The organism is Puia sp. (assembly GCF_036500295.1).
In the GTDB taxonomy this organism is placed as follows: domain Bacteria; phylum Bacteroidota; class Bacteroidia; order Chitinophagales; family Chitinophagaceae; genus Puia.
Map to the genome: position 1 here is coordinate 1 of NZ_DASYCH010000071.1, position 12,047 is coordinate 12,047.

A 12,047-nucleotide genomic window follows, 5' to 3' on the forward strand; every position below is an offset into this window, starting at 1 on the left:
ATGATCCACGAATCATTCGTGGTGGACTTTGTGCGGCGCATCCGCGCGGTGTCGGACCAGATGGACCCCTCCTTTTTCGAGATGACCGTGGTCATGGCCTTCGACTACTTCGCTGCGCAGCAGGTGGATATCGCCATCGTAGAAGTGGGGCTTGGCGGCCGGCTCGACAGCACCAATATCATCATCCCCGAACTATCGGTCATCACCAATATCGGCATGGATCATATGAACCTGCTGGGAAATACCCTTTCGGCCATCGCCTTCGAAAAGGCGGGGATCATCAAAAAAGGGATCCCGGTGGTCATCGGCGAACATCATCCCGAGACCGCCCCCATCTTCCAACAGCGCGCCCATGAAGAGGAGGCGCCCATCCGCTTTGCCGACCAACAACGCTATGTCACGGACTGGAAATATCAGCGGCATACCCTCGTGGCCGAGGTGACGACCTCGCCGGTGGCGAACGATGTGACCTTCTATACCCTTGACCTCGCAGGGATCTATCAGACGAAGAATCTCGTGACGGTGCTTGAAGCAGTCACACTACTGTCCGGCAAAGGCTGGAAACTGGATCACAAGACGGTGGCCCGGGCACTGACAAAAGTGAAAAAGCTAACAGGACTCCATGGCCGCTGGGAAGTGATCCATGAGCATCCCGACGTAGTACTGGATGTCGCGCACAACGAAGACGGCATCCGCCAGCTGCTCCGACAGATCGAGGTGACAGACCACGAAGAACTGCATATCGTCCTGGGCATGGTAAAGGACAAGGCCATAGACACCGTGTTGAGCATACTCCCGCGGCAGGCGACCTACTATTTTACGCGGGCGCAGATCCCTCGGGCGTTGCCGGAAGAGGAACTGGCGGCTCAGGCTAGCGCCGTCGGGTTACGAGGACATGCCTACCCTACCGTCGCCGAGGCGGTTGCCGCGGCACGGGGACATGCCCGGCCGCGCGACCTTGTGATCGTCTGCGGCAGCGTGTTCGTCGTGGCAGAAGTTTGACAGGCGCTATTCCACACGGAAACAGGTTCTACTCCACGCGGAGGTTGTCGACGGGGTTGACCCTTGCCGCCCGCCAGGCCTGGATGCCGATGGTGAGGAAGGAGATTGCCAATGCGGCGAAGGCGGTGACGGCAAAGACCCACCACCCCACCTCGATGCGATAGGCGAAATCCCGCAGCCATTTATTCATGATCATCCAGGCGATGGGCGTGGCAATGACAGCCGCGACTCCCACGAGACGCAGGAATCCGCCGGTCAGCAGGCCGACGATGGTGGCGGTGGACGCCCCGAGGATCCGGCGGATACCGATCTCCTTTAGCCGGTTGGTGGCCGAGAGCGCAGCCAGCCCGAACAATCCCAGACAGGCCAGGAAGATAGAGATGCCGCCGGCGCAGGCGATGATATTCCCCCAGCGGGTCTCGGATCTGTAAAAGCGATCCAATTGCTCGTCGAGGAAGTTATAACGAAAAGGAATCTCCGGGTTTATCCGCCGCCAGGCGGTGGCCATTTTGTTCAGCACGGCAGAGGGGTCGCCGGCGCGAAGGTGGATGAAGAAGACCGATGGATTGAAACTGGCGGGCATGGAGAATAACTGGGGGCGGACTTTTTTGTTCAGGCGTTCGAAATTAAAGTCCCGGACCACCCCAATGATGGTCTTATACTGTTGCGGCCGTCCCGGCCGGGCCATTGTTTTCAGCTGCTGACCGATGGCCTGCTGTGGCGCCACGCCCAGGTCCTCCCGCGCAAGCGTCTCGTTGACGATGACATTTCCCACGGTATCGGATGTGATCGCGCTGTTGAAGTTGCGGCCGGCGATCAGGCGCATGCCCATCACCGGTAAAAAATGTTCGTCGACGGGGTATTCGATCACGCTTTTCTTTTTTCCATTGAAATCATATCCCCCGCCCATATATCCCTGGCCTTCGCCAAGCCCCAGCTCAGAGGCGGCGATGCCCATGATGGCCCGGTCGCCGGCCAGCGTCTCCCGGAACAAGGGGTAGGCGGCGTTTGCACCGATCTCGTCCGCATGGATCATCACGGTATTCTCCTTTATCAACCCCAGATCCCGGTTCCGCATGAAATTCACCTGCCGGATCATGACGGCGGTGGCGATGATCAGGCCGATGGATAACACGAATTGAACCGTGACCAGACTTTTTGTAAACAGATTGGAGCCGCCCAGTTTGATCTTTGCCTTCAGCACTTCCACGGTATTAAAGCCCGAGAGGACCAGCGCGGGATAGAAACCGGCGAGCAGCCCGACCAGCAGGGTGAGCCCGGTCAACATCCAGCCAAACTGCGGAAAGAGCCGGAGCGAGAGTTCGAGATGCCGGCCGGCCAGCTGGCTGAACCAGGGTAACAGGATCAGGGCCAGGCCGCAGCCGATGAGAGTCGAGAGAATGCTGAGCAATACCGATTCGGTGAGGAACTGCCCTATCAACTGACGACGGAAGCCGCCAAAGACCTTCCGAACCCCCACTTCCCTTGCCCGGCCTGCACTGCGGGCGATGGCCAGGGTGGTAAAATTGATGGATGCGATGACGAGGATGCCGGTGGCGATGCCGATCAGGATCCAGATATTCTTTGGGTCGGTGGTGTTTTCACCGTCTTTCACGGTGACATCCGTATGCATGTTGAGCAGGGGCTGCAGGACATAACGCGCTGCTACCTTTTTTGCCTTGCGATAGTCCTGGTTCTCTTCTGGAAAATGCTGGCGGCGGAACTCCGCGAGGCTTTGGCTTTGCCGGGGCAGGCGGCTGCCGGGCCGCAGGAGGACGAAGGCCTGGTCGCCGAAGATCATGTGCCAGTTGGCGGAGGAGTTGAGACGTGTGGTATCCGTTTTTTCGAGATATTGATAGCTTCCCAATACGTCGAAGGAGATGCTGCTGTTGAAGGGGATATCCTCGGCGACGGCCGAGACGGTGAAGGGGTGAAAACCGCTGTCCGTCTTTATGGGGAGTATTTTGCCAACGGCGTCTTCGGTTGCAAAGAGTTGTTTGGCCTTGCTGCGGGTGATGACCACGGAGTATGGGTCCTTCAGTGCCTGCCCGGGATTGCCGGCGAGGAGAGGAAAAGAGAAGACGTTAAAGAACCCGTCATCGGCAAAAACCATCCCGATCTGCGTGATGCCGTTGTTGCCCCGCATGAATTTCTTATCACCCTGAGAAACGCGTACGGCTTCCGCTATGTCGGGGAAGGCCTTTTTCATCGCCGGCACGAGTGCGACGTTGACTTCAGCGGTGGCCAGGTCCTGGCCGTCATCGCGGGTATAGCGGGTGGTCAGGCGATAGATGCGGTCGGCGTTGGCGTTGAATTTATCGAAGCTGAATTCGCTGATGGCGAAAAAGAGGATGAGACTGAAGCAGGCGAGGCCGATGGAGAGACCGGAGACGTTGATGATCGAAAGGACTTTTTGTTTGGACAGACTGCGGATCGCGATGCGGATATAGTGCCGGAGCATAGAATTGGTTTTGGGGCCAATCTACGAATGTTTTCGTTTAAGTACGAAATATTTCGTTTATTTTTTTAGGCGGCGCTTGGAAGGGTAATTTTTTTGGGGGAGCGGGTTTGGGGGGATTGTTTTTTCAGGGTCAGTGCCTTGGGGGATTGTTTGGGGGGCAGATGGGCCGGGGCGTTACCACTGAAGGAGGCCGAGGCGGGTAAGGGCGTAGAGCAGGGCGGTGACGTGCATGCTTTGGACGATGCCGTTTTCGCGGAGGAGTTGCTTTAGTTCGTCAGCGCTGTACAGATAGACCTCGATCTCTTCGTTGAAGTCGAGGTGCTGCTCCTGCTCTTTCCTGCCGCCGGTGGCGAGATAGAAATGCGCCCAGTTGTTGTTGGTGGAGGGGTTGGCGGAGGTTTTGCCGATATATTCGACGGTGTCGAAGGAGTAGCCGGTTTCTTCGGCGAGTTCGCGGCGCAGGGCCGACTCGAGGGTGGGGTCGGTGGGGTCGACACAGCCGCCGGGGAGTTCGAGATTGGTGACGCCGAGGGCATGACGGTACTGGCGTTCGAGAATGAACTTGCCGTCGGCGGTGAGGGCGACGGCGATGACCCAGGTGGGGAATTCGTAGACGTAATAGGGTTTGATGATCCGCCCATCGCGGGTTTCGCAGGTGTCGCTGCGAAGCGTGAACCAGGTATCTTTAAAGAGGTATTCGGAGGAGAGCGTTTTCCAGCTGAGATCTTTCATCGGGAGTTTTTGTTTGAGGCGCCCGCGCTTATGCGGGACATTGGCGCAGCGGGCGCTTACCAGTTATTTCGTTCCCGCAGGCTGGTTATATGGGCGACGTGATGGCGGCTGTGCCAGGCGTACATGCCCAGCAGGAACCAGAGCGTCATGACCTTATCGGCTTCGGGGTGATAGACCTCGCGTTCCCATTCCGCGAGCGTCAGGTCGCTGATGGTCGCATACCACCGCGTGTGCAAGGCGTAAAGCAGCGTGATGGAGACGTTGATCGGGATGATCTGCACATCCTTGAGCAGGGCCCAGGACTTTTCATCGTAGGGGCGGATGGCGGGTTTGTTCTCGGTCAGGCCCAGGCGGAAGCGGCAATAGGCATTCATGTGGCTGTCCGCGACATGATGCACCAGCTGCTGCACGGTCCAGCCGCCATCCCGGTAGGGGGTGAGCAATTGGGCTTCGTCGAGATTGAGGATGGAATTCTCCAGGGACTGGGGAAGGAACCGGATATCGTTGAGCCATGCCTGTTTCTGGTGTTCGGAGTAAGGCTTCGGTTCATACTGCCCGACGGGATAACGCAGATCTGTAGTGGTTGTGCTCATATCGGAATGCTTGATTTTAGTGTTCCGCTCGCAGGTCGTGCCCGGTGAGCTGGATGAATACATCTTCCAGGTTGGCCTTTTTGACCTCCCTGGGGCGTTCGAAACCGGCGGCCACGAGGTTGTCGATCAGCCGGTCGGGCGATTCCAGGGCAATGATCTTTCCCGAGTCGATGATCGCGACGCGGTCGCAGAGGATCTCCGCTTCGTCCATATAGTGGGTCGTGATGATGACGGTCGTGCCTTTGGCGCGAATCTCTTTTATCAGTTGCCAAAGGTTTCGACGCGCCTGGGGGTCGAGGCCCGTGGTCGGTTCGTCGAGGAAGATGATCCGCGGCTGGTTGATGAGGGTGGTCGCGATGGAGAAGCGCTGTTTCTGGCCGCCGCTGAGTTCCTTGAACTTAGCCTTTGCCTTGTCTCGGAGGTTGACGCGGTCGAGGACTTCGAGCGGGTGAACCGTCCGGTTATAGAGGCCGCCGAAGAGCTGGATGAGTTCGGTCAGGTTGAGGCCGGGATAGTAGCCGGAGGTCTGCAGCTGCACGCCGATGATCTTCTTTATTTCGCCGGGGTCTTTGTCAAGGTCGAAGCCGTCCACCGTCACCTTGCCGCTGGTTTTGTCGCGGAGTGTTTCGATGATCTCCAGGGAAGTGGATTTCCCGGCGCCGTTGGGTCCCAGTAAGCCGAAGATCTCACCTTCCGCCACGTCGAAGCTGATGCCTTTCACCGCCTCGAAGTCGCCATATTTTTTTGTGAGATCCTTAACAGAAATGATGGTCTTTGCCATAGTCGCAAGTTACGCTATTTGGCAAAGATCTGGGTAAAGAAGATGTTCCCATTGCGGCCGAAGGCGAGGCCGATGCCGGTGAGGCGGAAGTCGCCTTCGATATTGCGGCGGTGGCCGGGGCTATGGAGCCAGCCGTCGACGACCTCGTGTGCGGACATGGGGCCGGAGGCGACATTCTCGGCGGCGATATGGAGGGGGCCGAGCTTTTTGCGGATGCGGTCGATGCGGTCGTGGAAGCCGTCATGCCCGAAGGGGGATCGTCCCGACAGCATATCGCGGCTATGCCCCAGGGCTACGGAGGAGATAAAAGAATTGGGTTGCAGCGGGGGGCGGCCGATGGCGCGGCGGTGTTGGTTGACGAGGCGGAGGATCTCGGTGGACATGGAGGCCGCCGGGGGGCGGGTTGCGGGGACCGGGGACGGCTGTACGACGGACGAGGAACGGGTGGCGGGGACCGGGGACGGCTGTACGACGGACGAGGAACGGGTGGCGGTGGAAGGCAGGTGGGTGGCCCGGGCGAGGGCGCCGATCGTGATGGAAGGGGCATTTGATGGCGCCGGCGCGGCATACAGCGTAACGGCCAACAGAACAAATAAAAATAATATCCGGGTGGACAACATATCCCAAAAAATGCCAAAATGGTGCCAGAAACCCCATAGCTTTACAAAGCTAATCTGACATTACTACTATGGAAAGCGTCTTAGACAATCCCGTGTGGTCGGCCTTGAATACGGCACAGGCCGGCTTTGCACTTGGCACCGACAGAGCCAAAAGATACAAACCCGAGGTATTGCCCTTTGTGGGGTTTGCGCTGGAAGCAGAGGCGTTGCTGGTGGACCCGTTTATCACCACGGGCGAGAATTTTTATATCGTCGGCCGCCTGCCGCGGCTGCCGGAGAACTGGACACTGGAATTCGAGTTACCCTGTGCCCAGTTGCTTGCGCCGGAGGATCTCCGGGCGCTACCCCCCATCACGGAGGAGCTGATCACGCTGCGGGAAGAAGACAAGGAGGAGATGTACCGGCTGATCACGGGGGTGCAACCGGGCTACTATCATCCCGATACGCGTCAGCTGGGAAATTATTACGGGCTCCGCAAGGAAGGAAAACTTGTCGCCATGGCGGGCGAACGGATACGGATCAGCGGCTTTAGCGAGATCAGCGCGGTCTGCACGCTGCCGGGATATACCGGTCGCGGGTATGCGCAGCAGCTGATGGCGAGGGTTTGCAACCGGCAGGCGGCAGCGGGGGTCAGATCCTTTCTGCACGTATCGAAGGCCAATGAGCGGGCGCTGCGGCTCTACGAGCATCTCGGGTTCCGGCACCGGCGCGATATTTCGTTCTGGCGGATAAAAAAGATCAGCGGATAAGCCATTCTGCGGGCTTTTCCATCAGCGGGTGAGACATTCTCCGGGCTTTTCCATCAGCGGGTGAGACATTCTGCGGGCTTTTCCATCAGCGGCGGAGACATTCTGCGGGCGCTGCGGTTAGCGGCTGAGATAGCCTTCCAGCTCTTCCATCATCAGGCGGCTGCCGATGAAGAAGGGGCTGCGCTGGTGCAGGGTGGTCGGCTGGATGTCGAGGATGCGTTGCCGGCCGTCGGTAGCCTTGCCGCCGGCGACCTCGGCGATGAAGGCGAAGGGGTTGCACTCATACAACAGCCGCAGTTTGCCGCCGGGGCGGTTGGTCGTGCCGGGATACATGAAAATACCACCCTTGATGAGATTGCGATGGACATCGGAGACCATGCTGCCGATGTAGCGCTGCGTATATGGCCCCCCGTTATCTTTATTCCGCTTCTGGCAGGCATCGATATAGGCCTGCACCTTTGCGTCAAACTGGAAGAAGTTGCCGTGATTGACCGAGTAGATCTTGCCGCTCTCGGGGCATTTGATATTGGGATGGCTGAGGGTGAACTCGCCGATGGAGGGATCGAGGGTGAAGCCGTTGACGCCGCGGCGGGTGGCATAGACCATCATCGTCGACGACCCATAGACGATATAACCTGCGGCCACCTGGTTACGGCCGGGCTGGAGGAAATCGGCCTTTGTGCAGGGCTTCCCCTTTTCGCTGGTGCGGCGGTAAACGCCGAAGATGGTGCCGATCGACACGTTGACGTCGATATTGCCGCTGCCGTCGAGGGGGTCGAAAAGGCAAACGTATTTGGAGTTGTTGCTGATCTCGTCGTCGAAGATGACGCTGTCGTCGAGTTCTTCGCTGCCGATGCCGGCGCAGCTGATGCCATGCCGGAGAACGCCCATGAACTGGTCATTGGCATAGATGTCGAGCTTCTTCACATCTTCGCCCTGGACGTTGACGGTACCGGCGTCGCCGAGGATGTCCACGAGGCCGGCTTTGTTGACCTCGACATTTATCCGTTTGGCAGCAAGGCCGATGTCCCGGAGGAGGTTGCTGAGTTCGCCCGTTGCGTTGGGGAAGTTGCGCAGCTGCTGGAGGGTAAATTCGTCGAGGGTGAGTACTTTTCTATTGACATTCATAAATGGGCGGGCGATTTTTACCTGACAAAAGTAAGGGGGGAAGTTTATATTTGCGCCATGATTATTTTTAAGTTTGGCGGGGCCAGCGTGAACAGCGTGGATCGCATCCGGCAGGTCCCGGTCATCCTCCGGCAGTTTGCCGGGGAAAAGATGCTGGTGGTGATCTCGGCGATGGGCAAAACGACCAATGCCCTGGAGAAGGTGGCGGAGGCGTTTTACTCCGGTCATCGCGAGGAGGCGCTGCAGCTGTTTGCACAGATCAGGGAGCAACACCTGACGACGGCGAAGTACCTGCTGGTGAAGAACTATCTGGCGGCCGAGGCCCAGCTGAAAGACTTTTTCACGGAGGTGGAGTGGCTGCTTCACGACAAGCCCGTACGGGATTTCGACTATTACTATGACCAGGTGGTCTGTGTGGGGGAACTGCTGTCCACGTCGATTATGAGTGCGTACCTGGCCGAGTCGGGTATCGGGAATCAATGGATCGACGTCAGAGATATTATCAGGACGGACGCCAATTTCCGCGATGCGGCCATCGACTGGGACGTGACGGGCCGCAAGGTGCGCGAGGAACTATTGCCGTTGTTTGGTGAGGACGACCTGGTCCTGACCCAGGGGTTCATCGGCGCGACCTCGGACAACGAGAGCACGACGCTTGGCCGGGAAGGGAGTGACTACACGGCGGCGGTTTTTGCCAACCTGCTGGACGCGGAAGGCCTGACGATCTGGAAGGACGTGGAGGGGGTGATGAACGCCGACCCCAAACAATTCCCCGATGCCCGGCTGATCAGCGAGCTGAACTATGACGAGGTGATCGAGATGGCCTATTACGGGGCCCAGGTGATCCATCCGAAGACGATCAAGCCGCTTCAGAACAAGGGCATCCCGCTGTTTGTCAAATGCTTTTTGGATGCTTCGCTGCCGGGGACGGTGATCCATAATAAATCGTTGAAGGGGCTGCCGCCTATCATCGTGCTGAAGCCCGAGCAGGTGCTGGTGCAACTGCATTCGAAAGACTTTTCTTTTGTCGGCGAGACGGGAACGGCGGGGCTGTATGCGCTTTTCGGGCAGGTGCGGGTGAAGCCGAACCTGATCCAGAGTGGAGCGGTGAGTATCCAGGTTTGCCTGGATGACCGGCCGGCGAAGGTCGAGCGGCTGGCGCTGGCGGCGGCCGATCTTTTTGACGTCGTAGTGGAACGCGGATTGACGCTGCTGACGATCCGGCATTATGATGCGGCGGTGCTGGGGCGGCTGACGACGGGACGAAAGGAAGTGCTGAGACAGCAGACGATGGAGACGGTGCAGATCCTGATGCACTGACGGCTTTGGTGGCCGACTAATTAATCCCGATCATCACCGTTTGTTTGAGGCGGATGGGGACGCGGACGCCGGAGTGGGCGGCGGGAGACCATTGCGGCATGCCGAGGAAGGCGTCTTCGATCTTTGTATTGAGGCCGTCGTTGCCGCCGCGGATGACCCTGGCATAAACGGGTTTGCCGACCGAGTCGATGACGTATTCGACCATGATAAAGGCCTTTGTCTGCCCCTGGTCGAGATCTTTTACTTCGTCTTTCCCTAACTTATTCAGAAAGACCTGGAACGCATCGTTGCCGCCGGGATACACCGGGAGATGATCCACCGAATGCGCGAGGGCTTCCTCAGGGATCGGGTTGACGCGAACGGGGCGGGTGGACACATGCGTCCGGACCGTCGCGGGGGATGCTGTCAGCACGGGCTCGACATTGGGGATCTTTACCAGGGCTTCGGCGGGGGCCACCTCTTCGGTGACATATTCCCCTTTTCCATTGACCATGACAAAGGGCACTTCGCGGTATTTTTCGAAATAGTAAAAAGCGTTGCGCATGCTTTTGGCGAAGGGCGTATATTCCGAGAAGGTTTGCAGGTATTTGTTGAGGTATTCAACGCTGCGGTTGTTGTTGAAGTTGACCGGGAAGATATGCACCGGGATAAAGTCCTCGCCCAGGTCTTTGGCGTGGGCAGCGAGAATATACAGTTCTTCAATCTGGGTGTCCGTAATGGGTATGCAGCCTGTCGTCACGCAACTTCCATGGATATAGATATCCTTTCCGGGTTGCAGCGAGTCGCTGAGGATGCGATCCGACGCATTGGGATAATTGAGGCCAAGCGACAGATGATATTCGCTGCGCGGGTTGAATTCGTTGATGTAGTAAAATCCTTCCGGCACCTGGAAGTCGCCGGCCATCCGCTTCGGGCCGAGGGTTCCGGCGAGGGCGCAGATCTTATAGGTCTTGAAGAGCTTATACCGTTGTTCTTTTGTATTCTTTATCCAGACTTCCAGCTGGCTATCATATTTGAAGCTGCGGATATATATAAATCGGGCGGGCCAGGCGAGACCTTTCTCTTTGAACTGTTTCATCAGGGTGTCTTCCTTGCGGCGGAGCATGTCGCCGATTTTCGGAATAGACCGCTGGTAATCAATAAAATGAATCTGGGAGGCGGAATTTTGGGCGTCAAGCGGGCCAGCCGGGAACAAACCTGCGAGAACTATCAACAGTAGTGCGACGAAGTGATTTTTTACATACATACAATAGGGTACTTGCAAGAAACAAAAAACCTGCCATATTTTATAGTATGGCAGGTGACAATAACGATTTTTTGGTAGTCGTATACGGGTTTGCCGCGGGTGTTCTGCGGTTGTTACCCAGCGGGCCTATAGGTTTCCCCTTGCGGATTGTTCGCGTTCGATGGCTTCGAAGAGCGCCTTGAAATTTCCTTTTCCAAAGCTTTTTGCGCCCTTGCGCTGGATGATCTCGAAGAAGACGGTGGGCCGGTCTTCCACGGGTTTGGTGAAAATTTGCAACAGGTACCCTTCCTCATCCCGGTCGACGAGGATGCCGAGCTGCCTGAGTGGTTGGAGATCTTCGTCTATCGCCCCTACCCTGCCGAGCAGTTCTTCATAGTAGCTGGGGGGGACCTGGAGGAATTCGACGCCGCGGTCGCGCAGCTGGGTCACGGTATCGATGATATCGGCGGTGGCGAGCGCGACGTGCTGGACGCCTTCTCCTTTATAGAATTCGAGGTATTCTTCGACCTGGGATTTTTTCTTTCCTTCGGCGGGTTCGTTGATGGGGAATTTTACGAATCCGTTGCCGTTGCTCATGACCTTGCTCATGAGGGCCGAGTATTCGGTGGAGATGTCCTTATCGTCGAAGGAGAGGATGTTGCTGAAGCCCATGACGTTCTCGTAGAAGCCGACCCAGGGGTTCATCTGGTTCCAGCCGACGTTGCCGACGCAATGATCGACATAGAGCAGGCCGGTGGATGGCGGGTTGTAATTCGAAGGCCATTCGCGGAAGCCGGGCATGAAGGCGCCGCGGTAGTTATTGCGTTCGATAAAAAGGTGGACGGTCTCGCCGTAGGTGTGGATCCCGCTGAGGGTGACGTCGCCCCATTTGTCGGCGATGGAGATCGGTTCCATATAGCTTGTGCCGCCTCGCGAGGTGGTTTCGCGCCAGGCGCCGGCGGCGTCGTCGACGCGCAGGGCGATGACCTTGATGCCGTCTCCATGGAGGTGGGTGTGTTCGGCGATGGGGTGTTCGGGCCGCAGGGCGGTGGTGAATACGAAGGTGAGTTTGTTCTGGCGGACGACATAGCTGACCTTTTCCTTGTTGCCGGTTTCAGGGCCGCTATATGCGAGGGACTGGAATCCGAATGCGGTCTTGTAGAAGTGTGCGGCCTGTTTGGCGTTGCCTACATAAAATTCGACATAATCGGTACCCTGAAGGGGCAGGAAGTCCGCGGCGGCGGCCGGTTTGCGAATGTCTGAAGCGGGGGCGATAGACATGGTGAGAACGAATTTAGGTGATTTAAGTAATGGAGGATAAGGTCCTTGGGCGGATCGGGGTAAAGAGCGTGGGGGTATGGGTGTTCAGGAACGGGTACGGGTCAGTGCCTCCATTTGGAAGAAGTAACGCAATCGCTTGTCTCCGAAAATTTTAT

At 57.6% G+C, this 12,047-nt stretch carries 11 protein-coding genes; 3 read left to right on the forward strand and 8 right to left on the reverse strand.

Translation table 11 applies throughout. From position 1 onward, the window contains the following. The coding region (locus tag VGM48_RS14365) for a bifunctional folylpolyglutamate synthase/dihydrofolate synthase (RefSeq protein ID WP_331580244.1) at nucleotides 1-1,002 on the forward strand (1,002 nt) is incomplete at its 5' end. Between the two features lie 28 nt (nucleotides 1,003-1,030). Here VGM48_RS14365 and VGM48_RS14370 read toward each other — a convergent pair. The 5 genes from VGM48_RS14370 to VGM48_RS14390 form a co-directional block, all read right to left on the reverse strand. Then, on the reverse strand, nucleotides 1,031-3,463 hold the full coding sequence (locus VGM48_RS14370; protein ID WP_331580246.1) for an ABC transporter permease: 2,433 nt from the start codon (nucleotides 3,461-3,463) through the stop codon (nucleotides 1,031-1,033). 174 nt (nucleotides 3,464-3,637) lie between these two features. After that, nucleotides 3,638-4,195, reverse strand: a complete 558-nt coding sequence (locus VGM48_RS14375; RefSeq protein WP_331580247.1) for an NUDIX hydrolase — start codon at nucleotides 4,193-4,195, stop codon at nucleotides 3,638-3,640. Nucleotides 4,196-4,251: 56 nt separating this feature from the next. Continuing rightward, on the reverse strand, nucleotides 4,252-4,788 hold the full coding sequence (locus tag VGM48_RS14380; protein ID WP_331580249.1) for a YfiT family bacillithiol transferase: 537 nt from the start codon (nucleotides 4,786-4,788) through the stop codon (nucleotides 4,252-4,254). A gap of 16 nt (nucleotides 4,789-4,804) precedes the next feature. Then, on the reverse strand, nucleotides 4,805-5,569 hold the full coding sequence (locus tag VGM48_RS14385) for an ABC transporter ATP-binding protein (RefSeq protein WP_331580251.1): 765 nt from the start codon (nucleotides 5,567-5,569) through the stop codon (nucleotides 4,805-4,807). Between the two features lie 14 nt (nucleotides 5,570-5,583). Beyond that, nucleotides 5,584-6,189, reverse strand: a complete 606-nt coding sequence (locus VGM48_RS14390; protein WP_331580253.1) for a CAP domain-containing protein — start codon at nucleotides 6,187-6,189, stop codon at nucleotides 5,584-5,586. A 68-nt stretch (nucleotides 6,190-6,257) separates the two neighbouring features. Here VGM48_RS14390 and VGM48_RS14395 point away from each other — a divergent pair, with 68 nt between their 5' ends. After that, the gene (locus VGM48_RS14395) at nucleotides 6,258-6,938 is read left to right on the forward strand and encodes a GNAT family N-acetyltransferase (RefSeq protein WP_331580255.1); all 681 of its coding nucleotides are present in this window, start codon (nucleotides 6,258-6,260) and stop codon (nucleotides 6,936-6,938) included. 117 nt (nucleotides 6,939-7,055) lie between these two features. On the opposite strand, the gene fbp is transcribed toward VGM48_RS14395, so the two are convergent. Continuing rightward, complete coding sequence (fbp, locus tag VGM48_RS14400; RefSeq protein ID WP_331580256.1) at nucleotides 7,056-8,066, reverse strand: class 1 fructose-bisphosphatase; 1,011 nt, start codon at nucleotides 8,064-8,066, stop codon at nucleotides 7,056-7,058. Nucleotides 8,067-8,123: 57 nt separating this feature from the next. Here fbp and VGM48_RS14405 point away from each other — a divergent pair, with 57 nt between their 5' ends. Continuing rightward, nucleotides 8,124-9,386, forward strand: a complete 1,263-nt coding sequence (locus tag VGM48_RS14405; protein WP_331580258.1) for an aspartate kinase — start codon at nucleotides 8,124-8,126, stop codon at nucleotides 9,384-9,386. A gap of 16 nt (nucleotides 9,387-9,402) precedes the next feature. On the opposite strand, the gene VGM48_RS14410 is transcribed toward VGM48_RS14405, so the two are convergent. Continuing rightward, on the reverse strand, nucleotides 9,403-10,491 hold the full coding sequence (locus VGM48_RS14410) for a L,D-transpeptidase family protein (protein WP_331580260.1): 1,089 nt from the start codon (nucleotides 10,489-10,491) through the stop codon (nucleotides 9,403-9,405). A 267-nt stretch (nucleotides 10,492-10,758) separates the two neighbouring features. Next, complete coding sequence (hppD, locus tag VGM48_RS14415) at nucleotides 10,759-11,892, reverse strand: 4-hydroxyphenylpyruvate dioxygenase (RefSeq protein WP_331580262.1); 1,134 nt, start codon at nucleotides 11,890-11,892, stop codon at nucleotides 10,759-10,761. Between the last annotated feature and the right edge of the window lie 155 nt (nucleotides 11,893-12,047).

What these genes read in the sequence shown, in the direction of transcription:
- VGM48_RS14370 (WP_331580246.1), bottom strand. Translation starts at nt 3,463, where the DNA reads ATGCTCCGGCACTATATCCGCATCGCGATCCGCAGTCTGTCCAAACAA.
- VGM48_RS14375 (WP_331580247.1), bottom strand. Translation starts at nt 4,195, where the DNA reads ATGAAAGATCTCAGCTGGAAAACGCTCTCCTCCGAATACCTCTTTAAA.
- VGM48_RS14380 (WP_331580249.1), bottom strand. Translation starts at nt 4,788, where the DNA reads ATGAGCACAACCACTACAGATCTGCGTTATCCCGTCGGGCAGTATGAA.
- VGM48_RS14385 (WP_331580251.1), bottom strand. Translation starts at nt 5,569, where the DNA reads ATGGCAAAGACCATCATTTCTGTTAAGGATCTCACAAAAAAATATGGC.
- VGM48_RS14390 (WP_331580253.1), bottom strand. Translation starts at nt 6,189, where the DNA reads ATGTTGTCCACCCGGATATTATTTTTATTTGTTCTGTTGGCCGTTACG.
- VGM48_RS14395 (WP_331580255.1), top strand. Translation starts at nt 6,258, where the DNA reads ATGGAAAGCGTCTTAGACAATCCCGTGTGGTCGGCCTTGAATACGGCA.
- fbp (WP_331580256.1), bottom strand. Translation starts at nt 8,066, where the DNA reads ATGAATGTCAATAGAAAAGTACTCACCCTCGACGAATTTACCCTCCAG.
- VGM48_RS14405 (WP_331580258.1), top strand. Translation starts at nt 8,124, where the DNA reads ATGATTATTTTTAAGTTTGGCGGGGCCAGCGTGAACAGCGTGGATCGC.
- VGM48_RS14410 (WP_331580260.1), bottom strand. Translation starts at nt 10,491, where the DNA reads ATGCTCCGCCGCAAGGAAGACACCCTGATGAAACAGTTCAAAGAGAAA.
- hppD (WP_331580262.1), bottom strand. Translation starts at nt 11,892, where the DNA reads ATGTCTATCGCCCCCGCTTCAGACATTCGCAAACCGGCCGCCGCCGCG.